Source organism: Chitinophaga jiangningensis (assembly GCF_900142605.1).
GTDB classification, from domain to species: domain Bacteria; phylum Bacteroidota; class Bacteroidia; order Chitinophagales; family Chitinophagaceae; genus Chitinophaga; species Chitinophaga jiangningensis.
Genome location: NZ_FRBL01000003.1, coordinates 531876 through 553656 on the forward strand (window position 1 = coordinate 531876; position 21781 = coordinate 553656).

Here is a 21781-nt window from a genome sequence, read left to right on the forward strand (position 1 = left end):
TTTTATAAAATCCCGCGTATGTCCAAACAGCAATTACATTTCGATACCTTACAGGTACATGCAGGCTACCAGCCCGACCCTACTACCCATGCAGCCGCAGTGCCCATTTACCAAACTACTTCTTATACGTTCGACAGTGCAGAACATGCGGCGGACCTGTTTCAGCTGAAACAGTTTGGAAACATTTATACCAGGATCATGAATCCTACCACCGATGTATTTGAAAAGCGTGTGGCGGCACTGGAAGGTGGTGTAGGCGCGCTGGCAGTGGCTTCCGGCCAGGCAGCGCAATTCATTGCCCTGCACAACATCCTCCTGCCGGGTGATAACTTTATTACCTCTTCCTATTTATATGGCGGCACCTACAACCAGTTTAAAGTAAGCTTTAAGCGTATAGGCGTTGACGCCAGGTTTGCGGACCTGGATAACCCACAAAGTTTTGAAGCGCTGATTGACGAAAACACCAAAGCGCTCTACGTGGAAACCATCGGCAATCCTGGTTTTGCCATTCCTGACTTTGAGAAAATCAGTGCCATCGCGCGCAAGCACGACCTGCCACTGATTGTGGACAATACCTTTGGCGCAGCCGGTTACCTGGCCCGCCCGCTGGAACACGGCGCCAACGTGGTAGTGGAAGCCGCCACCAAATGGATAGGTGGCCACGGCACCAGCATCGGTGGTGTAATTGTGGATGGCGGTAACTACAACTGGGGCAACGGGAAATTCAAACAGTTCAGTGAGCCGGATGATGCCTACCATGGTATGAAGTTCTGGGAGGTATTTGGCTCCCATAGCCCGTTTGGCAATATCGCCTATATCATCCGCGCACGCGTGGCTGGCTTGCGTAGCTGGGGCCCTGCCCTGGCACCACAAAACGCCTTTAACTTTATACAGGGCCTCGAAACTTTATCACTTCGTGTACAGCGCACGGTGGATAATGCACAGGCGCTGGCAGAATGGCTGGAAAAACAACCACTCGTAGCATCCGTAAACTATCCGGGCCTGCCTGGCAACAAATATCACGAACTGGGTAAAAAATACCTCCAAAACGGTTTTGGCGGTGTACTCAGCTTCAAGATTAAAGGCGGCCGCGAAGCGGCGGATAAATTCGTACAGTCGTTGCAGTTAATCTACCACCTGGCGAATGTGGGTGATGCCAAAACACTCATCATCCATCCTGCCACTACCACACATCAGCAGCTGAGTGAGGAAGAGCAGCGCAAAGCCGGTGTGGAACCGGGCTTGCTGCGGATATCGCTGGGTATTGAGCATATTGAAGATATTAAGAACGATATTACGCAGGCGTTTGCGCAGGTAGGTTAACAATAACTTTGCAATACTTTTTTTCGGGAGATTCGTCCACCGCCTGCGGCGGTGGACGAATCTCCCGTCTTTGTTTCGGGCCGAAGGCCCGAAACAAAGACGGGAACTAAATTGCCATGGCATGCCCTTTGGTTCTCCATCTTCAGAACCAATATATATGGCAAACGTAAACGGACACATGGTTTTCGACGAGGCAGTGCACCAAAGTCCTGCCCATAGCTTCTATAAAGAAGCCCTGACGCACCTGCAGCAAAGCGGCGCGTCGTTTATGCTGGGCGGCGCTTTTGCCATGTTTCACTACACCGGCATTTACCGCGACACCAAAGATCTCGACATCTTCTGCAAATGGACGGAATACCCGAAAATACTCGAGTACTTTTCCCGGCAGCAGGGCTACACCATTGAGCAAACGGATGTACGCTGGCTGGCCAAAGTATTTAAAGGCGACCATTTCATCGATATCATATTCGATACGGTCAATAACATCTGCCGGGTAGATGATACCTGGTACGACCATGCTGTGCCGGCCGTATTTGCCGATGTACCTGTAAAGCTGATTGCCCCGGAAGAACTCATCTGGTGCAAGTTGTACGTACAAAACCGGGAACGCTTTGATGGCGCAGATGTAAACCATGTGATGATGCGGTATGAGCCGCTCGACTGGAAACGCATCCTCTTCCGGATGGACCAGCACTGGCACCTGTTACTGGCGCAGCTGCTCACGTTTCAGTTTGTTTATCCTTCCGACTATCACCGCATTATTCCCAGGTGGCTTTTTGATGAACTGATGGAGCGTGCCGCAATGCAATACCATCTCCCCCCACCCACTGAAAAAGTATGCAGGGGCCCCATCATAGACCAAACCCAATATGCAGTAGATATCCTCCAATGGCAGTATAAGTGTACCACCATAAAAACAGTATAAGTATGGCAGCAGGAAAGATAAGAATAGCCGCAGCAGGCGATCTGCACGTCACTTCAGCAGATAAAGGGCAATGGATCGAATTTTTCAAACAGGTATCCGCCGGGGCCGATGTACTACTGCTGGCCGGCGACCTTACCGATACCGGCGACGAATCGGAAGCAGAAATCCTCGTCGCAGAATTAAAAGCCTGCACCATTCCCGTGGTGGCGGTGCTGGGCAATCACGATTATGAAAAAGGCCGGCAAAAACTCATCCGGCAAATTATACAGGAACATAACGATATTCATATCCTGGACGGCGAGTGTACCATCATTCACCAGGTGGGATTTGCCGGCATCAAAGGCTTTGGTGGCGGGTTCGACGGCCATATGCTGTCCATGTTCGGTGAAGCGGAAATGAAAGCCTTCGTACAAACAGGTGTAAATGAAGCACTGCTGCTGGATCGCGCGCTGGCCAGGCTGGATCAGGAACATCCGGACATTCCAAAGATCGCCCTCATGCACTACTCTCCTTCCATTGATACGGTAAGAGGAGAACCGGAGCAGATTTATCCGTTCCTCGGCTGCTCCCGGCTGGCGGAACCGATTATGCGCCGTAAAGTAGCGGCGGTAGTTCACGGACACGCCCATATGGGCGCCTTCGAAGGCTCACTCGGGAATGTGAAAGTCTATAATGTGGCTAAACACGTATTACATACTACCGGCAATATCACCGGTTTTCACCTGCTCAATATCTGACTGTAGACAATAATGCAGTGATTGGGCAATTAATTCTATACTCAACAATATCATATGGATACAAACCAGGCAACTGCTTACGGCTCGCTTATATTCAATAAACTACACAACTGGCTGGTAGCATTGATAAAAATGCTGCCCAACATGGCTGTAGCTATCATCATTTTCATCGTCTTCTTCTTTCTGGCGAAGTTTATCCGCAAAATCACCTATAAATTTTCCACCCGCTTATCGGAAGCACCTGCTATTTCCAACCTGGTGGCCAGCATCATGTACCTCATTTTCCTGATGATGGGTTTGTTTATAGCGTTGAATGTATTACAACTGGACAAGGCCGTTACGTCCCTTTTGGCGGGCGCCGGCATTATTGGCCTGGCCCTTGGGTTTGCCTTCCAGGACCTCACCGCCAATTTCATCAGCGGCATTTTCATCACCTTTAAAAAACCATTCGAGGTGGGCCATGTTATCGAAACCAATGGTTTCTCCGGTACTGTTGAAGAGATAGAATTGCGTTCAACCACCATGGTGACCGAGGACGGGCTGCGGGTGATCATCCCTAACAAGGACGTATTCCAAAAACCCATCATCAATCATTCGCTTACCCCCCTGAGGCGCATTGTCCTGAATTTCGTGATACCGCTCAGTGCCAGCCTCGGAGAGGCGGAAAAAATCATGACCGATATAGTGCTGAAGATGAAAGACGTACAGCCCGACAGGCCAAAGACCATATGGTTTACCGGCATCGACGGGGTCAATAATAAAGCACAGGTAAGGCTATCCTGCTGGGTAGACAGTGCAAAGCCGGATGTGTATGAGCGCGTAACGCATGACCTGATTGTACAGGTAACAAGTGCCTTGAAAGGTGCCAGCCTGATGTAAGATATACTACGAACGCGCCGCTTTGCCGATTTTTCCTAAATGCGTATGCCCAAAATCATCATTATACTTCAGGCCATATCCCATCATACGGTCAAAAGTACTATGGGCAAACAACAACAGGCCTGCAGTCAGCAAAACCGGGATACCGGCCGCGTAACCGGTGGCAGCAATGGCCACGGCTATCCCACGATGGTGAAAAAGGTTATACGTCCATGCACCTACGCGGGTATTTACCAGATAACCCAGCATGCTCAGATCCGGGGCTAGAAACAGGGGAATCCATACCCAAATGGATAAGCCCAGGCTGTATTTGGATAATAAATAGATGGATGCTGCGGTGAGTAAAATTTCTTCTGCCTGTAATAACTTTTTCATAGTGCTGTGTTTGATGCTGTAAAAGTAGGCAGTCAGGCAACGCAGTTTTTTGATTTAAATCAAGAACTGCTATAGTTGTTTTTTGCGAATGCGACTCAGGGTTTCCGGTGTCATACCCATCATAGAGGCCAGGTATTGCAGCGGTACCTGATTAAAAATTGCGGGGTGCTGATCAAACAGCCATTTATAGCGCTGTTCGGCCGTCATCGATAGCAGGCCAAACACACGGTCTTCCATATACGTAAAGCACCGTGCGATAAATCTCCTTTCCAATTGTGGCCAGCGGGGAACTTTTTCAGCCAGTCTGTCATAATCCCTTTTATCGATCGAAAACAATTCGCAATCCTCCAGGGCCTGAATGCTGTAGCGGGCGGGCTTATCAAACACCAGTCCTGCCAGGTCGGTAATGAAATATCCGGGCGTAGAAATCCACTGGGTTACTTCCTTTTCCGGCGTATCCATGTAATACCGTACCAGCCCGGAACGCTGGAAACTCATGGTATGACAAACCTGCCCTGCTTTGAGGAAGTAATCATGTTTACGCAGTGTTTGCGGCAGGAAGCATTCGCGGATGATGTCAATTTCCCGCTCTTCCATTCCGAAATAGCTTTTTAAATAATCGGCAAGGTCAGTCATTGTTCCATGAGTGGTAAGGATCAAAAATAGAAAAAGCTTATTTTAGAATCAAAAATGAAACGCCCCTTTTTACTCCTTTGCTTTTCAGTGCTTTCCGGTTTTTGCTTTGCACAATCGCAGGAAGATGCGGTGAAGGCCGGTGTCAACAAACTTTTTATAGCCATGCGCAATGCCGACAGTGCTTTACTAAAGTCCTGCTTTACCGAAACTGCGGTAATGCAAACCATCACCAAAACTAACACGGTACGTTCCGAATCCGTCAGTGAATTTGCGGGTAGTATTGCGAAACTCCCTGCAAATACAGCAGACGAACGCATTACCTTCTCCCACATCCAAATAGACGGTACGCTCGCCAGCGTATGGACGCCCTATCGGTTTTATTTCAAAGGCAAGTTCAGTCACTGTGGCGTTAATTCGTTTCAGTTAATCAATGAAAACGGCACCTGGAAAATCCAGTATATCATTGATACACGTCGTAAGGACGATTGTGTGGCCGAAGAAAGTGTAGTATCTCCCCAATAAAAATTAAAACAGCGATAACTGCACCTCTCCTTTAGCGGTACCAAAAACATGTTGTACCTCTCTGTAAAAGGCGGCTTCATGCTGCCCTTCATGGACGTGCAGGAAAAAGTAAATTTCTTCCAGGCCCTGGGCTGTCCAGTCGTCTAGCTTGTCTTTCCAGTTGAGCAGGCGCTGCATATCCAGTGGGTGCGCACCTTTGGTCACAAAGCGCAGGAAGAGTTTAGGGAGGGTAAGCGCCATGTGGAGGCAGTCCCGGCGACCGGGCGTATCCGTGATAACCGCGCCCATACTGAGTTCCCTGAGGGTATTCAGCAACTCATTGAGTTCATAGGGCTGGCGGAACCAATCCGGGTGCCTTACTTCCACAAAAAAGTCAATGTCTTCCGGTAGCGTTTCTAAATATTTATAGAGATTCAGTTTTCGCGCGGGAGAAAAGGACTCGCTAAGCTGTAGAAACGCCGGCCCCAGCTGGTCGCCAAATGCACGGATGCCCGCCAGGAACGCATTGGTTTCCTCCGCGGCATTGAGCAGGGAGCTATGGTGACTAATGGCCTGTGGGAATTTAGGACAGAACATAAAATCCTTGTTCTTCACCTTTTCCATCCACTTACTGATTTCTTCGGCGCTATAAATTTTATAATGCGTGGCATTGAGCTCTACACAGTCAAACAGCCGGCTGTACTCCGTCAGCAGGTTGTTGGCACTGGTACCTTTCGGGTACAAGGTGCCGTTATATTCTTTTCTCGTCCATCCGGAGGAACCAAACCGAATCCTGCCTTCACCGGAGCCGTTTTTTAACACTTTGCCGGTAATGGGATGATCAGCAGGTAACTCCAGGTTCAGCTGATCGTATTTTGCCCAGTTAGCACCAAAATCCATATTACAATTTTCCGTAGGCCTGAATAAACTCCGTGGCTACTCCTTCAGGATTGGCTCTGGTAGTCCATTCGAGCGGTTTATCATAATATTCCAGTTCATGAATCAATACCGGAATATGCTTTCCAAATTTATCTTTTATCACACCGTTGCTAAACAATTCGCTTACGCACGCGATGATTACTTCAATAAATTCATCATTGAAGGCGTTTGCTTTTTGCAGCAGTTGTTCAAACAGTTCGTCATCCTCTTCTGCGTCCAGATTTTGTTCTTCAGAATAATAATGTGGCGATGCTGCAAACCAGGCTGCGAGATGATCATCATCTTCCCCGCCTACGGCCACCACATCATTTTGCAGCCAGAAGGCGTAATTCCATTTTGCCTCCGCCTCGCTGGAAGCTGCCGGAATCTGCGAGATAAAATGACTGTTGGTGTTGTAACTTAAAATAACCATGGGATAACGGGCTTCGTCATCCTGGGCGAGATACCAGCACGACAGTGCGTAGATATCTGATACTTCATTGTCCGGGATGCTGCGAATGCCCGCTTCCAGCATCTTGTATGTTGCTTCTTTGAATCGCTTCATCTCATTCATATGCGTGCGTGATCCTGCAATAATAAGTTTTTATCGCAAAAAATCAACGGCTGACTTCTCCACAATGATAGCGTTATAGTTTTACCACCCTGAAGCCCAGGTTGCTGAAGGAGGCGCGTGGATGCACCGTTCCGATGTCCACCGAATTAAAGGAGCTACAGGAATTTTTACTGCACCACCAGGAGCCGCCCCGTGCGTGTACGGATGTGCTGCCTGGCTTGTCCAGCGCGGTATGGCCTTCGCAGTATTCGAATACATTGCCATATACGTCGTAGAGCCCCCAAGGATTAGGCTTGAAATGCGCTACCGGGGAAGTGTACATATAACCATCGGCGGTATCGGCCACGAGGTGGTCGTGTGCCAGCCATACATTGGCGTATTGCGATAAGGAATCACGATCCTCACCCCAGAAGTAGCGGGTTTTGGAGCCCGCTCTGGCAGCCACTTCCCATTCATCGAGCGTGGGCAGCCGGCAGCCGCTCCAGGTGCAGTAGGCCTGCGCATCGGTGAAGCTGATGCAGGTAACGGGATGGTCCATCTTATCGGCAACATCTCCCCGGCTGATACCGTTGGGAAACAGCCAGTAGGCGGAGCTGTCTTCCAGCCAGCGGAACTCTTTCAGCCCCGGCTCAAACACCATGGCATTGTGGCGGCGTTCTGCGTCGGTGATGTAGCCGGTGGCATCCACGAAGGCTGCAAACTGTGCATTGGTGATTTCAGTAGTGGATATGCGAAAAGCTGGTAACTGTACTGTTCTCAGGGGGTTTAACGGAAAGTGCTTTGCCCCAACCGTGTAAGTCCCTGCGGGAATGGTTAGAAAGTCCTGCGCGGCCGCCTGTGCCACTATACAACTCCACACCAATCCCAGCAGGTATTTCATTATTTCTTATAATTTTTATAGAAATCGTTTACGCGTTGCAGTATGAGCGCTTCATTGGCGGTGTTATAATCCAGGTAAGCCTCGTAACTGGCATTTTCACTGTACAACTTTTTCCAGGAAGATGACTGCATAAAAGGCGCATATTTATTTTGCTCCATCAGCTGCAGGAACACGGTAAGTATGTCGAGGTCTTTTTTGTCTTTCTTAAAAAAGTCTGCCAAAAAAGGAATCATCTGCACTGCGTTCATTTCAATGATGGCGGATTTGTAATTGCACCCGATCCTGTTGCTGCGCAAGGCGGATTCCCTGATCAACGCACAAACGCTGTCAATGTTCTCTGCAAAAAAATCAGTTTGCCGTCTGCTCCACTGGTAGTCGTTAAATGAACTGGGAATACGTGCAAATATCTTTTTATGCTCCTCTTCGATGGGCGGTATTACATCACAGTTCTGCGCATAGGTTTCCGCATGGATCATGTGATAGGTGAACTTTTCGCGAAGACTGAGCGAGAGGTACTCCTTTGTGCCCAGTGCTTCTGCCTCCTCGCTGTCGGGATTAATTTTTGCGATCAGCTCTTTTACTTTGGCGAGGCCATAGGGTGGTATTGACTTCTTGTACCGGGCTTCGTGATACGCCTGGCTTTCCTTGCTCGGTGTAATAAAGTCCTGGGCTAACAGTGTGCTGAAAGGCAGCAGTGACAATAAACCTAATAATACAGATTTCATTCAATGGTAGAATAGTGAAACCAAAATTACGGATTTGTTTGCTATTCCGTATTTTCGTTGAATGCAACACACCACAACAGTATACCAACCGGTAAATACCTAAAAAGTTGCCGCCGCCGGTTGCTTGGATCTAACGTTAATGATAGTACGATTTATAAATGGCGCCATAATAATAATCAACATTATCACCAGTATCGCAATAGACACCATCGCATAATAATCCATCGCATATTTCAGAAATGCCTGCTTCTGTACCGCCCTGCTCAGCAGGCCGGTAGCCGCTTTGGCGGCCTGGTCGGCGGGGATACCGCGCGACTGCAATGCAGCCTGGTAAGTATGTAAGCGCGATTGCAGGCCGGATTCCACCGCTGTAATGGTGTCACTCATCCGGGTACCATGAATTTTCGCGTAATACAAACTGAAGAAGTTGATCAACGCCGTGCTGGCACTGAAAAAAGCAAAACGGACGAATACCCCTACTGCCGCGGCGGACTGACTCAGCTCAAACGGTACGGAGGAAATGGTAAACAACACTATCGGTGCCATGAGCAGCCCCGCTCCCGCTCCCTGTACAATCAGGGGGATAATGAAGGTAACCGCATCTGCCTCCGTGGCAAAATGAAAATACATCCAGGTATGGAATCCCAGCATCAAGGAAAAGCCTGCCAGCCAGATCAGCTGTGTAGGTCGCTTTTTCACGATCCACCTGGCTGCCATCAGGCTGCCGATGATAACGCCTATAATGTTGTAGATAAAAAGCTCATAAATATGAATAGGGTCCATACCCAGCACCACGTTGAAGTAACTGGTGGTTACTGAAAAAGCCCCTCTTACCAGGTACAGCAGCCCTACCAGCGCCGCACCGAAAATGAAATTCCGGTACCTGAATACCTGCATATGTATCAACGGTCTTTTGCTGAAAATTTGCCGGATCACAAACACCGCACCTAAGCCCAGTACCGCTATCAGGCTCCATACAATCGTAGGGTCCGACATCCAGTAATACTGCTGCCCGTAGGTGAGCACATAACCCAGGCAGATCAGCAGGGGGGCATACAGCACAAAGCTACCCCAGTCCAGCTGGTACAGCGGCACCTTTCTCACCAGGTGAATACGGTTCATCAGGAGCAGTAATAACACTGCTCCCGGAATAAACACGTATATCATCACTTTATAAAGTACGTTGTACTCATAATTGTCAATGATGGGGGCGGTTACTAGTGAGGTAAAAGAAGAAGCACATAAGATAAGGCCATAGAAAAACGTATAGCCTATCTCCCGGGCATGTTCGCTCTTTAGCTGAGCAAACAGCAACGTCAGACAAATACTGGTAACGCCGCAGTTAACGGTCCCTTGTAAAAAACGACAGATATAAAGTATGGGTAACTCGCGGGTATTGTATACGAAGTAAGTTATGATAACCTGCAACACAATACACAGGAGAAAATACTCTTTGGTGGAAATGCGGCTGAAGAAGCGCCGCTCCAGTGGCGTAAATGCAGCAATTGCGGAGTAATACACCAACATGGAAAACTGGATATCGGCCGGTTCTACACCGTAGAACCCGGTGGCAGCACTCACGTTGGCGGTAGACAGAGCAAACAGCATCACTGTAGGCAGCATCACCAGCACAATCGTTAACCTGCTTAGCCATTGCGGCACCCAGCTTCTGAAAATCGGAACACTAGACATAGGTTAATTCCTCTCTTTTTTAACGGCAACAATAGCACTCATGCCGGCTGATAAGTCTTTCAACTCCTCCGGGCTCCCCTTCAAACGGATACGCACGGGTATACGCTGCGCAATTTTCACGAAGTTACCAGTGGCATTATCCGGAGGCAGGATGGAGAACTTACTTCCTGTAGCGCCGGATAAGGATTCTATGGTACCCGTATATTTTTTACCGGGAAAAGCATCTATGGTGATAGACGCATCTTCACCCACTTTCATATGCCGGATCTGAGTTTCCTTGTAGTTGGCCACTACCCATTTGCCGGCCTCACGGTCTACTATAAACGCCAGGGTTTGACCTGCCTGCACCAACTGCCTGGGCTGAATGGTACGGCGCCCCATCTTACCATCATAAGGTGCTATAATTATGGTATAGGAAACGGTGAGGTCGTTGCGGGTTACGACAGCCTCTCTCCTTTTTATTTCCGCTTCCAGCGCCTGCAGCTGTACTTTAGCATCGTCTATACGGCCAAGGGAAGCCTCATAGGCGTTTTGTGCGGATTTATAGTCGGACCTGGCTACATCCAGCGCTGCCTGTACCCTGTCCAGCTGTTGTTTGGTGGCCGATTCCACATCATAAAGTTTTTTATAGCGGTCGTATTCCTGCTCCTGGTTCAGGAGTTTCGCTTTGGCAGCAGCGATCTGGGATTCGTACACTTTGGCACTCTGGCCGGTGGTACGTACATTACTCTGTATAACGGCGATCTGGGCACGTGCGTTGAGCAGGGCGGCTTCCGCTTCCTGTTGCGCTGCGGCATATTCGCTGTTATCAATTATCACAAGCGTATCTCCTTTCTTTACGTCCTGGTTCTCTTCGTAGCGGATTTCATCCACATAGCCCGTCACCTTCGCTACTACCGGGTTGATGTATTCGTCGACCTGGGCATCGTTGGTTTCTTCAAATCTTGCCTGATGAATGAGGGTACGAATCCCCCAGATGGCCAGGCAAACCACTACGATTAATGCCACCACGGTGGTGACACGGGAAATAATTTTGTCCGTTCTGTTGGTATTAGTGTTAGCTGTCTTGTTCATATAATTATAGGTTGCCTGTTGCTTTCAATAATTGATAGTATTGTAATTGTGCCGTTACTTCGGCCGTCGTCAGATCAAAGCGGGACTGCAGCAATTGCGTTTCTGCGTCCAGCAGGTCAGTGAGCAGCGACAGCTGGTTGAAGTAGGTATTATTTACGATCCGGAAATTTTCCTTTGCCTGTGCAATGTTTTCCTTTGCCACCCGGATACGTGTGAGGGCCTCGGTATAACGCAGATAAGCGGTATTTACTTCTTCCCGTACCCTGTCTTTCGTATCAGCATGCTCCACCTCCTGACGTTCCAGGTTGATCCTGGCTTCTGCCTTCCGGTGTTTATTGGTATACAACTGGGAAATAGGCAGCGATGCTTTTACGCCGGCCATTCCCAGCCCATACAGGTTAAAGGAGTATGGATACATCAGTATTTGCGGGAAGGAATAACCGTATTCGGCAAACAGGCCAACCTTGGGCATGATGTTCGACTTCACCTGTTGCAGCTTTAACTCACTGAGTTTAGTTTCCTTCTCTGAAATTTTGAACTCAAATGAATTTTCGTATGCGTCGTTTAAATAATCTTCGTAGGTGCGTTCACGTGGTATCGGATTAATGGTATCATTGGCAATCCGGATAATATTGGCATCAGGATCACCCATCATAATGTTGAGGCGTTGCATCGCAATCTTGAGGCTGTTCCTTATTTCCAGTAGCGTCATTTTTTGTTTAGAGAGACGTAATTCCGCACGGAGCACATCACTCTTCAGCACTACGCCGTTCTGCTGCAGGTGCCGGATTTCCTCCAGTTCTTTTTCACGCTCTGCAATGTCCTGCAACATTACCTTCTCGTATTGGTAGTTGCGGTAGATTTCGAGGTAGTAGGCAGCCGCTTTATATCGCAGCTCCTGCTCCGTCAGGTTTTTCTGTTCGGCCGCCAGCTCTGCTTCCGTTTCAGCAGCATGTATTTCGCGGGTAATTTTACCACCGTTGTATAAATTCAGAAAAGCTTCACCGGAAACTTTATAGGTACCTTTCTTTTCAATAGGAATCTGCGTAGGTGCATGCAGGATACCATCCTCATAGAGCGCGAAGTTGGAGAAACGCGCGTACATGCCGCCACCGGAAACCTCTGGCAGGCGTTCCGTTTTAGCATTCTTTACACGTGCTTCCGCGCTCTCTACGCTCAGCTGCTTCATCTGCAACTGTTTATTGTAAGCTGATGTTTTTTTCCAAACTTCTGAGAGGGTCAGGGTGTTCTTTTGTTCAGGGTCCTGGCTGAAGGCCTTCATGCTGACCGACAGTGTGATTAGCAACACACCCGCCAGCATCTTATTACTTATTGTAAACATATTATTCGCAATGAAGGTGCAAAGTTCCATCCAGTTTGTAAATTATTTTTGCTATAAATTGCCATATAATTGTTAGATCCGGCCAAATGGAAAAAATTGATTATAACCAGATACTTTTAGATACCGATGAGGTGCCTCACTCGGCTTATATATGGCATATGAAAACCGAACATCACTTCCCTTTTCATAAGCATAACAAAGGACAGTTGACCTATGTTGAGGGTGGCGCTGCATTTTTATACACCAGGGAAAAAACTTACTTCCTGCCTGCCAGGCACTATATGTGGGTGCCTGCGGGGGTAGAGCATTACTTTGCACATCGCTATCCGGCCAATTATGTTCGTTCGATTTATTTTTTTACGGAAAAGGAAGATGCCAATGAACCGTTTTACAGCACTACCGGTATTTACCCCGTTACCAACCTCCTGCTGGAGATGCTGTTATTTACCTCCCGCTGGGAAGGCAACATCATGCCTGGCACCAAGCCGTTTACGTTTATAAAAGCTATGAAGTACCTGCTGCCTGAAATCAGCACCAGCCCATTGCCAATTACTTTACCTACCAGCGATAACCCGCGCATGAGCCCCATACTGCGGTTTATCCAGGAGAATATAGCAGAGCCGCTGACCATGGAAACTGTTTGTCAGAAATTCAACACCAGCGAGCGCACGCTCACCAGACTCTTCAGGTCCACCATGGATATTTCGTTTTTCCAGTACCTGAAAATCGCCCGCATGTCGCGCGCCATGGGTTACCTCATGGAAACGGATAAAACCATCAGTGAAATCGCCTGGGATACGGGCTACAACAGTGTGTCCGCATTCAGCAATACCTTTTTTAAACTAACTGGAAGGCGTCCTTCGGATTACCAGCATCTCAGTAAATCCATACCGCCGGAGGAAGAAGCATAAACTTTCAGGAGCACCGGTATCTTCCTACATCCCAAAAAGGTCTGGGATGAGTATCTGCGAATACCTTCCCAGCGGCACCGGCATCTCCCTACACCCGGAACGCCAGCAATAGCAGCCTGTAACCATCCAGATAAAAGCCCTTGCATTTGTAAGCTAATTGACTCATATTACTGCTCAATCAAGATCTAAACAACTATATGAACACAATGAAAAAACAGCTGCTGTTTCCGGCACTGCTGGCAGGACTGAGCCTGCATGCAGTTGCACAACAGAAAGCGCCGGCACAGGCGCCTCCTGCAAAACCAGTAAGCCAATCGGCTGTTTCAATGAGCCCTGACACCACCATTGTCAGCACACACGAAGTAACCATTAAAGGCCAGCGCATCCCTTACAAATCTACCGCCGGCACCCAACCCGTTTGGGATGAAAGCGGCAAAGTACTGGCCGGCATATTTTACACCTACTACGAGCGTACAGATGTAAAAGACAAAGCTGGCCGCCCGCTGGTGATCTCCTTCAATGGAGGCCCCGGCACGCCTTCTGTATGGATGCAGATCGCCTATACAGGGCCCCGCCTGCTCAACATCGATGACGAAGGCTACCCGGTACAACCTTATGGCATACACGAAAACAGCCAGTCCATCCTCGACGTGGCTGATATCCTCTACATCGATCCGGCCAACACAGGCTTTAGCCGTCTGGCATCCAAAGATGTACCGCGGGAAAAATTTTTCGGTGTAAATGCGGACATCCGCTACCTGGCGGAGTGGATCAATACTTTTGTATCGCGCCACAACAGATGGGCCTCTCCGAAATACCTGATCGGTGAAAGCTACGGTACTACCCGTGCTTCCGGCCTGGCCCTGGAATTGCAGAACTCACAGTGGATGTACCTCAACGGTGTCATTCTCGTCTCCCCAACTGAACTGGGTATTAACAGAAATGGCCCGGTAGATGCCGCTTTACGTTTACCTTATTATGCAGCTACCGCCTGGTACCACAAAGCGCTGGCGGCTGACCTGCAACAGAAGGACCTGACGGCCTTTCTGCCGGAAGTGGAAGACTTCACCATCAAAGAACTGTTGCCGGCCATCAGCCAGGGCGGCTTCCTCGACGATCAGCAACGTCGTAATATTGCCGCTAAAATGGCCAGGTACTCCGGCTTATCGGAACAGGTGATCCTCCAATATAACCTGGACGTACCTACGAATTATTTCTGGAAAGAGCTGCTGCGGGATAAGGGGTTTACGGTAGGTCGACTGGATAGTCGCTACAGGGGAATGGACCGCGAGCTGGCAGGCGACAGCCCTGATTACAATGCAGAGCTCACCAGCTGGCTGCATGCTTTCACTCCGGCGATCAATATTTACCTACGGGAGGAACTGGGTGTAAAAACGGATTTGAAATATATGATGTTTGGCCCTGTGCATCCCTGGGACCGAGGTAACGACAATACCGGCGAAAACCTGCGGCAGGCAATGGCGCAGAATCCTTACCTCCATGTGATGATTCAATCCGGGTACTATGATGGTGCCTGCGATTACTTTAATGCGAAGTACAGTATGTGGCAGTTGGATCCTGGTGGCAGGCTGAAAGACAGATTATCGTGGAAGGGCTACAGGAGCGGGCATATGATGTATTTACGCAAAGATGACCTGGCAACGGGTAATGATGATATCAGGAATTTTATCAGGGCTTCGTTGCCAAAGGCAGGACAGCCGGCGAAATATTAGTGCTTTATTACCCCTATATAAAGGTGATTACGCTTCCGTCTTTGACGGAAGCGTAATCACAACAGGGTTAAATTTTATAACTCACTCCCAACATCAGGAACACATTATAGAGTGGAAAATCCAATCCCTTAAAATCACTCGGGAATAAAGGCCTTACGCCCCATGCCAGGTTCCCTAAAACACTCAGCTTTTTACCAACCCTACGTTCTGCTCCACCTTGAAAACCTACGTCAAAATTTCTGACCTCACTACTAAAATCGAAAGTGGCTTCGTCTACAATTACCTTTTCTCCGGTTGGGCCGCCATTACGGATATAGCCATCGGATACATTTCCGTGAAAATTGGCGCTGAACTTCCAGGCCATATAGCCACCAAGGGAAAAACGCCAGTTGTTGCTGGGTGTAAATACCGCGCTTATCGGAAAAGTGACATATGCATTGCGGGCAATAGTTTTGTTTTTGCCGGTGAATAAACCTTCAAAAGTTCCGGTGCTGGAACCATCCTGGACAGTAATAATGGTATGAAAATACTGTACTTCGTCTTTGGTACCCATACCTTTGAAATCCATTTTCACACCGATGGCGGCGCCCCATTTCTCGGAGGCACGTACACTGAGTTCATAGCCTAATGCCGGTGAAAACTCAGGCCAGTAGCCATCAATAGCACGTATGGTATTAGGAAAGCCCATGGGCGCAGTGGCCCCAAAGTTAAGCCCCGCGACTATACGGTGTTCCAGGAATGGCTTAAAGGTGCTGATATTATCCTGTGCCATCAGATTACCGGCAGCACTGCTGACCATTAATACAATCAATAGTTTATAAATATTCCTCATCGTATGCAAGATCTTTATTGGTGAATAATCTGTAGGCTGTCGACCAGTAAACGGCTGCCAATGGCGCCTTCATACTGGTCCCCTTTATAACTGGACGACATTACAATAGCCAGCATCATTTGTTGCTCCACATCTTTTAGGTAAATGAACGGGAGATCAAAGCGGGTATACACTGACTTTGCACTGGCGTCGGCCAATTTCGCCACGGCGATTATCCGGTCAGAAGTCTGGATATTGGTTCCATCCAGCCGGGTGGTTCCACCATACAGCACTGCATATATCGAACATGAATCAGTAGCGCCGGCCACTTGCTTACCGGCCTTATCCTGGTAGATGGGACCGGGCTGGTATTTATAATATCCTCTGAATCTTTTCGGCCGGCCACGGTAAGGCTGACCAAACTGCGTAGATGCCAGCGGGTTAGAGAGGCCGTAGCGGCTGTCGAATACCCCCAGGAAAAAATTGCCTGCAAACAGCTTTATACCTACCAGGCTGGACAATGCCGTTCCACCGCGTGTTTCCAGTACCGCGCAATATTGTCCGTGATATGGCTCGGTGGTATCACGCAAAGGATATTGTTTGGGATCTTTTTGCACCCCCGCCAATGCAATACCAGGGTTTCCTGAAGACCAGATAACAGAAGAATCCGGTTCTATGGGGTACATATATTTGCTGGGATCCTGCACCACCCAGTTTTCAAAGTCCCACGCCCAAACCCCAATATTCACTACCGACACGGTATAGGTTTTATGGTACTTACCATCCTGTGAGGTTATCTTATAGCTGGTAAGGCCCGCGCCGGTTACCTGGTCAAATTTCAGGGTATCACCATTGGCTGGCTCAACGGTGGCCCCGGGTATGGCCACCACCCTGGGTACGATTCCGTTTTCATAGGCATCCTGTGTGAGGTACAATTGTACACGGGAGTTAGCCTCATCAATAAAGACGGCACCGGTGAGGTCGTCCTGGTCAACAATGAAGGAGTCGATATCCGCCTCCGGGCTTAATGGGGCATCCTTGATGCAACTGCTGCTGAAAAGCGTTGCCAGGATGGCGCCGAAACATAATGTCCGTTTAATCATCAGTAAATCTGTTAGTTTCGTAAAATTCATTAACATTGTATATGCCCGATAAAGTTCGAATCAAACGCGTAAGCATATACGCAGCCAAATGTGTTACCGGGGTATTGTTTGTAAGCCTGGCATCGTGGATAATTGGCTACAAAGATACAGTATGGGTGCTGATTTCTGTGATGCTGGTATTATCTCCCGATGGTTCAGACGCTGTAACGCTTGCGGTTACACGTATTAAAGCCAATCTGATCGGCGCTGTGTCAGGATTCCTGCTGATACTGATTCATCCTGATCTGGTGCTTATGATGAGTATTGCTGTAATTATAACAGTTATCCTCTGCAATTTGTTACAGCTGGAAGCAGCCACACGTACTGCGCTGGCAGCAGCGATCATAGTAATGACGCATGAGGCGGGGCAGCACCCCTGGGATACCGCCATCGGCAGGGTACTCTCGGTTATTGCCGGATGCATCATCGGCTTGGGAATTACCTTCCTGTTTCACAACAAACTTACACAACGACCTGTGTCTCAGCCAGATACAACAAATGAGGCGTAACACAGAATTGCTACAGAATTAAGTGATACTTTTATTCTAACAAGGAGCGTTGCATGAAGAAAATGATATTTATGGCGTTAGTAGCCATGGTGCGTTGGAATAGCTTATCAGCACAACAAACCGACCTACAGCAGGTACCAGATACAGCGGCACAACGTGTCAAATCCCTGATCACAGCCGATACCATTCCCGAAATTACACCTATATCTCCCCTGCAATTAAGTACCGTAAAGGAAAACAAAAATAAGTCATTCGTTTGCAGTGCAGCCGGGATTATTGTACCAGCGGCCATGATCGGCTACGGGTTCGTCGCCTTGCATAGCAACACCCTGAAGGATTTAAACCACAGTACTAAAACGGAGATCCAGGAACATAATCCCAATTTCAGCACCGGGGTCGATAATTTTATGCAATATTCACCCGCGGTAGCGGTGTATGTGTTGAATGCTGCGGGAGTTAAGGGCTGGCATAACCTGCGCGACCGTACGATTATCCTCGGCCTCGCCGCTATTATTAATGCCAGCACGGTGGGATTTGTGAAGAGACAAACCGGCGAGATGAGGCCTGATGGTAGTAACAACCTGAGCTTCCCCAGCGGCCATACTGCCAATGCCTTTGCGTCTGCGGAATTTCTGCGGCAGGAATATAAGGATGTATCCCCCTGGATAGGCATTGCCGGTTATGCGGTGGCTACCGCCACAGGTGCAATGCGCATGTATAATAACCGTCACTGGCTCAGCGATGTGGTAGCCGGCGCCGGATTTGGTATTCTCAGCACCAAAGCCGCGTACTGGATTTATCCGGTCATACAACGCAAGCTGTTTCCCGAACACAAGAATGTGGTAATGCTACCGTATTACAATGCACAATGGAAAACTGCAGGGGTTAGCTTATCGCTTACAAGCTTCTGATAAAAGTCTTACTCAAAGTGGCATAGTGGGGATTCCTTCAAACGAAGCATAGCCTGCTGCCAGGATTGTGAGCAATCTCACATTGGGCCATGCCATTTAAAAAATTACTCTTTTTTAATAGGTTCCTCTATTTGGTGGGGTCGTCCAATCTGCACCTATCTGTTTTAATACCCTAAAGATAACACCATGGTAATGAACACCATTTTCTAATTAGCATCGGCAAATTTCAATTTTATATCCCGATAATTTTGTAAACCGTTGGTTAATTAGAGAATTTCAAATCTCGCATGGAATATTTTCTGTTTCGTTAACATCTAATAAAGGAATGACAAAAAAAATAGACATAATTTCATTTTGAGATTGATATCTCAAATATTGATAACCTGAAAATCAGGAACTTTTCAATCAAGATAACTATGTACGGACCCTTTATTTTTCTGTTGGCCTGTATTTCCATGTACCTGCTTTACCGTATCCAGGTGCTGCGAAAGTTTAAACTGTCTGAACATTACACCACGCCTTGCCCCGGCGAAGACGCCATTGCAGATGCACGGATAGTAGGTACTTCGAACCATTTATTTAACGTATCCCGGTACCTTAGGAGCATCCGGAACAATTCAGGAAACCGATGGATGACGGTAGCAGTAAAGCAGGTGATTAAAACAGATATTGGAACCTCCCAGGAAATACGGTTAATTAACAACCTCGCCCCGGGAGAGGAAAGAAGATTGGGGCATGCCGACGACGTGCAGGAAGGCAGATACAAGATATTCATCGGCTATGAAATCATCTGGGCACGCTATACTGAAGTTCCTAAATGGTACCAGCCCAGGCAAAGGAAGTACCCTTCACCGGCTGAAATGTATGATGAAGCCATGAGCAAATACAACGATACGCAACAGCATTGCACCATCAATCTCCCTCAACGGATCACCAGGGGTCAGGTTTTCTGACCCCTTTTTTTATTTGCCATTGAGATAAAAGAAAAAGCTACAGCAGATCTCCGTCTGAAACGGCGCTATAGCTACGCATGATTAGCGCCCGCGGCAAAACCTTTCCCATCCGTTAATGCCAGCCAGGCCATTGTGAGCACTATACCCACCAAAGACCCAATCGCCACATCCTCGAAAAAGTGCTGACTCATATACATGCGCGAATAGCCCACCAGTATAGCCACCGCCAGATATGGCAACGACCAGGCCTTGTTCTTCGTAAAATATGCCAGCACTGTGGCCGCGGTAAAAGCACATACGGTATGCCCAGATGGGAAACTCCGGAAATTATCCAATACATCCACCCCCGGTACATAATATATACCGTGCAGGCGCGGATCATTAATTGCCTGCTCTATCTTCTGGGCAAAATAACGGTGCGGCCGCGGAAAAGCCACCCAGAACTTCAGCAGGAAGTTCACCAGCGCCGTAAAACAATAGGCACCAGCCAGTATAAAACTCTCCCGCTTACTGAAGAAAAACACTACCACCGTAAATACCACGGCAGCGGCTACACTCCCCAGATGCGTAACCAGTGGAAAAAACCAGTCCCCGAATGCGGTATGGCGACTATTAATAAAAAAATAAATATCGTCTCTGCTGAATAACATTTTCACCAGCACCAACGCGGCAAAAAAAGGCAGGTAACACCAGAGATATAATTTAAGGCCGTTATAAACCTTCGCTAATTTCTTCATGCCTGTTTATTTATATGCCCTCCACCAATAACTGATGCGATTCCCATCCGGGAGCTCACCCGTTTCGCCTGGAGCAGGCATCCACAGGATAATATTTTTCTCCTCCGCCAGCTGCACCATCCTTTCTGCAGGCTCGTCCCAGTCATGAAATGCCAGGTTGAAGGTACCCCAGTGCACCGGCAACATCACCCTGCCCTTCAGCGCCAGATGTGCCTGCGCAGCCTTTTCGGGTCCCATATGAATATCCGGCCAGTTGGCATCATAAGCTCCGATCTCCAGGATGGTAAGGTCAAATGGACCATAGACCGCTCCAATCTCGGCAAATCCATCGAAAAATCCGGAGTCGCCGCCGATAAATACCTTTTTATCCCTCCCCTGCAACACATACGATGACCACAACGTTTCATTCCGGTGAAACCACCGGCCGGAAAAATGTCGTGCAGGCGTAGCCGTTAAACTCAACGTATCGCTGATCCGGAAACTTTGCGTCCAGTCCAGCACCGCAATATTTTCCGCCGGAATACCCCAGCGCAATAAATGCTTCTCCACCCCTTTCGGACATACGAACTGCTTCACCTTTTTGCTGAGGTAATGCATCATGTGCCGGTCCAGGTGATCGTAATGGTCGTGCGACAACACCACCACATCTATTGGTGGCAGTTCAGCTGGCAGCAGCGGCGCCGCAAAAAAGCGCCTGGGCCCCATAAACGAAAACGGGGACGCCCTGCTGGCAAACACGGGGTCAATGATTAACCGCTTGCCATCCATCTCAAGGATATAGCTGGAATGCCCCAGCCAGGTAATTTGCAGCGACTGCGAAGCGGCCGGCAACAGCGCGGCTGCGCTCACCCGAAATGGTCCCAGCGGTACCAACGGACTTCGTTTACCCTTATACGTAAGGTACTTCCATATCAATGCCGGCATATTGGCTATGGCCATGGAAGTAGGCACCGGGTTCTGGTATTTCTTTCCCTCAAGATGTGATTGTAATGCCACGGTATTAGCTGATGATTCGTCTGTGATAATTAATTTGTCCGAGATGATAACGCATATGACCATATATATGCACCACAAATGCACCATAGGTCATAGGCACCTGCATAGGATTATCGGTAAAATCCTGTTCCATTTTCACGGGGTCCAGCGTAGGCAGCACCGCCGACAGCATGTTCCGGGTATCGGCGATGGCCTCCAGCAGTACCTCCCGCTTAAGATCACGGGCGCTGAATTCATAGGGCCGGTCGCGTACATAGCCAGTGTTTCCAAATCCCACCCCTATAAAATGACGCAGGTTGCCGCAGATGTGCAAACACAGCGTACCACCGGAATTGGAAGTGCCGGGCAGCACTTTCCATACATCCTCATCGGATGTATATAACCTGATTTCCTCTTCGAGTTTATTGATTTCTACTTCAAATAAAGCAGGTAGGATATTATTAAGCATGATATACTATTATTACCCGCAAAGTACGAATAATAACCATTACTACCCG

General features: G+C 48.4%; 24 protein-coding genes. 10 read left to right on the forward strand and 14 right to left on the reverse strand.

Annotated features, from left to right (window positions below; translation table 11 throughout):
• The first annotated feature begins 18 nt into the window (after positions 1 to 18).
• The 4 genes from BUB18_RS09590 to BUB18_RS09605 all read left to right on the forward strand — a co-directional run bounded on the left by BUB18_RS09590 (position 19) and on the right by BUB18_RS09605 (position 3864).
• Positions 19 to 1323, forward strand: coding sequence for an O-acetylhomoserine aminocarboxypropyltransferase/cysteine synthase family protein (locus tag BUB18_RS09590; protein WP_073080209.1), 1305 nt, complete (start codon positions 19 to 21; stop codon positions 1321 to 1323).
• Positions 1324 to 1480: 157 nt separating this feature from the next.
• Entirely contained in the window at positions 1481 to 2248 is a 768-nt protein-coding gene (locus BUB18_RS09595) for a nucleotidyltransferase (RefSeq protein WP_245805636.1), read from the forward strand.
• Positions 2249 to 2250: 2 nt separating this feature from the next.
• Positions 2251 to 2985: a metallophosphoesterase family protein gene (locus BUB18_RS09600; protein ID WP_073080212.1), complete on the forward strand. Its 735-nt coding sequence runs from the start codon at positions 2251 to 2253 to the stop codon at positions 2983 to 2985.
• A gap of 54 nt (positions 2986 to 3039) precedes the next feature.
• Positions 3040 to 3864 carry a mechanosensitive ion channel family protein gene (locus BUB18_RS09605; protein ID WP_073080214.1) on the forward strand — a complete coding sequence of 275 codons (825 nt, stop codon included), beginning with the start codon at positions 3040 to 3042 and terminating at the stop codon, positions 3862 to 3864.
• Between the two features lie 6 nt (positions 3865 to 3870).
• Here the strand turns inward: BUB18_RS09605 and BUB18_RS09610 are convergent, their stop codons facing one another.
• A complete protein-coding gene (locus tag BUB18_RS09610) occupies positions 3871 to 4239 on the reverse strand; it encodes a DUF4260 domain-containing protein (protein ID WP_073080215.1) in 369 nt (122 codons plus the stop codon).
• A 69-nt stretch (positions 4240 to 4308) separates the two neighbouring features.
• Positions 4309 to 4875: a Crp/Fnr family transcriptional regulator gene (locus BUB18_RS09615; RefSeq protein ID WP_073080217.1), complete on the reverse strand. Its 567-nt coding sequence runs from the start codon at positions 4873 to 4875 to the stop codon at positions 4309 to 4311.
• 54 nt (positions 4876 to 4929) lie between these two features.
• Between BUB18_RS09615 and BUB18_RS09620 the strand changes: the two genes are divergently transcribed.
• Positions 4930 to 5397, forward strand: coding sequence for a nuclear transport factor 2 family protein (locus BUB18_RS09620; protein ID WP_073080219.1), 468 nt, complete (start codon positions 4930 to 4932; stop codon positions 5395 to 5397).
• A gap of 3 nt (positions 5398 to 5400) precedes the next feature.
• On the opposite strand, the gene BUB18_RS09625 is transcribed toward BUB18_RS09620, so the two are convergent.
• From BUB18_RS09625 to BUB18_RS09655, 7 genes are all read right to left on the reverse strand, one after another.
• Positions 5401 to 6276 (reverse strand): DUF72 domain-containing protein, encoded by an 876-nt coding sequence (locus BUB18_RS09625; RefSeq protein WP_073080221.1) that lies wholly within the window; start codon positions 6274 to 6276, stop codon positions 5401 to 5403.
• 1 nt (position 6277) lies between these two features.
• Positions 6278 to 6859 (reverse strand): DUF4303 domain-containing protein, encoded by a 582-nt coding sequence (locus BUB18_RS09630; RefSeq protein ID WP_143159887.1) that lies wholly within the window; start codon positions 6857 to 6859, stop codon positions 6278 to 6280.
• An 82-nt stretch (positions 6860 to 6941) separates the two neighbouring features.
• A complete protein-coding gene (locus BUB18_RS09635; RefSeq protein WP_143159888.1) occupies positions 6942 to 7748 on the reverse strand; it encodes a formylglycine-generating enzyme family protein in 807 nt (268 codons plus the stop codon).
• Positions 7748 to 8473, reverse strand: coding sequence for a hypothetical protein (locus BUB18_RS09640; RefSeq protein ID WP_073080225.1), 726 nt, complete (start codon positions 8471 to 8473; stop codon positions 7748 to 7750). The genes BUB18_RS09635 and BUB18_RS09640 overlap by 1 nt, the downstream gene beginning before the upstream one ends.
• 99 nt (positions 8474 to 8572) lie before the next feature.
• Positions 8573 to 10165 (reverse strand): MFS transporter, encoded by a 1593-nt coding sequence (locus tag BUB18_RS09645; protein WP_073080227.1) that lies wholly within the window; start codon positions 10163 to 10165, stop codon positions 8573 to 8575.
• A gap of 3 nt (positions 10166 to 10168) precedes the next feature.
• A complete protein-coding gene (locus tag BUB18_RS09650) occupies positions 10169 to 11239 on the reverse strand; it encodes an HlyD family secretion protein (protein WP_073080228.1) in 1071 nt (356 codons plus the stop codon).
• Between the two features lie 4 nt (positions 11240 to 11243).
• Positions 11244 to 12581, reverse strand: coding sequence for a TolC family protein (locus tag BUB18_RS09655; protein ID WP_073080481.1), 1338 nt, complete (start codon positions 12579 to 12581; stop codon positions 11244 to 11246).
• 158 nt (positions 12582 to 12739) lie between these two features.
• Here BUB18_RS09655 and BUB18_RS09660 point away from each other — a divergent pair, with 158 nt between their 5' ends.
• Both BUB18_RS09660 and BUB18_RS09665 read left to right on the forward strand, forming a co-directional pair.
• The gene (locus tag BUB18_RS09660) at positions 12740 to 13492 is read left to right on the forward strand and encodes a helix-turn-helix domain-containing protein (protein WP_245805637.1); all 753 of its coding nucleotides are present in this window, start codon (positions 12740 to 12742) and stop codon (positions 13490 to 13492) included.
• A 197-nt stretch (positions 13493 to 13689) separates the two neighbouring features.
• Entirely contained in the window at positions 13690 to 15225 is a 1536-nt protein-coding gene (locus tag BUB18_RS09665; RefSeq protein ID WP_245805638.1) for a S10 family peptidase, read from the forward strand.
• A 67-nt stretch (positions 15226 to 15292) separates the two neighbouring features.
• Here BUB18_RS09665 and BUB18_RS09670 read toward each other — a convergent pair whose 3' ends face one another.
• Both BUB18_RS09670 and BUB18_RS09675 read right to left on the reverse strand, forming a co-directional pair.
• Positions 15293 to 16057: an outer membrane beta-barrel protein gene (locus BUB18_RS09670; RefSeq protein WP_083549666.1), complete on the reverse strand. Its 765-nt coding sequence runs from the start codon at positions 16055 to 16057 to the stop codon at positions 15293 to 15295.
• Positions 16058 to 16071: 14 nt separating this feature from the next.
• Positions 16072 to 17139, reverse strand: a complete 1068-nt coding sequence (locus BUB18_RS09675; protein ID WP_073080238.1) for a PCMD domain-containing protein — start codon at positions 17137 to 17139, stop codon at positions 16072 to 16074.
• Positions 17140 to 17180: 41 nt separating this feature from the next.
• Here BUB18_RS09675 and BUB18_RS09680 point away from each other — a divergent pair, with 41 nt between their 5' ends.
• The 3 genes from BUB18_RS09680 to BUB18_RS09690 all read left to right on the forward strand — a co-directional run bounded on the left by BUB18_RS09680 (position 17181) and on the right by BUB18_RS09690 (position 19551).
• Positions 17181 to 17687, forward strand: a complete 507-nt coding sequence (locus tag BUB18_RS09680) for an FUSC family protein (protein WP_073080239.1) — start codon at positions 17181 to 17183, stop codon at positions 17685 to 17687.
• 53 nt (positions 17688 to 17740) lie between these two features.
• Positions 17741 to 18598 (forward strand): phosphatase PAP2 family protein, encoded by an 858-nt coding sequence (locus tag BUB18_RS09685; RefSeq protein ID WP_073080241.1) that lies wholly within the window; start codon positions 17741 to 17743, stop codon positions 18596 to 18598.
• A 416-nt stretch (positions 18599 to 19014) separates the two neighbouring features.
• Complete coding sequence (locus BUB18_RS09690) at positions 19015 to 19551, forward strand: hypothetical protein (RefSeq protein WP_073080242.1); 537 nt, start codon at positions 19015 to 19017, stop codon at positions 19549 to 19551.
• Positions 19552 to 19622: 71 nt separating this feature from the next.
• Here the strand turns inward: BUB18_RS09690 and BUB18_RS09695 are convergent, their stop codons facing one another.
• From BUB18_RS09695 to BUB18_RS09705, 3 genes are read right to left on the reverse strand one after another with little or no spacing between them, the layout of a single operon-like run.
• Entirely contained in the window at positions 19623 to 20288 is a 666-nt protein-coding gene (locus tag BUB18_RS09695) for a phosphatase PAP2 family protein (RefSeq protein ID WP_073080244.1), read from the reverse strand.
• A gap of 6 nt (positions 20289 to 20294) precedes the next feature.
• On the reverse strand, positions 20295 to 21284 hold the full coding sequence (locus tag BUB18_RS09700) for an MBL fold metallo-hydrolase (RefSeq protein ID WP_245805639.1): 990 nt from the start codon (positions 21282 to 21284) through the stop codon (positions 20295 to 20297).
• A 4-nt stretch (positions 21285 to 21288) separates the two neighbouring features.
• Entirely contained in the window at positions 21289 to 21732 is a 444-nt protein-coding gene (locus BUB18_RS09705; RefSeq protein ID WP_073080246.1) for a DinB family protein, read from the reverse strand.
• Between the last annotated feature and the right edge of the window lie 49 nt (positions 21733 to 21781).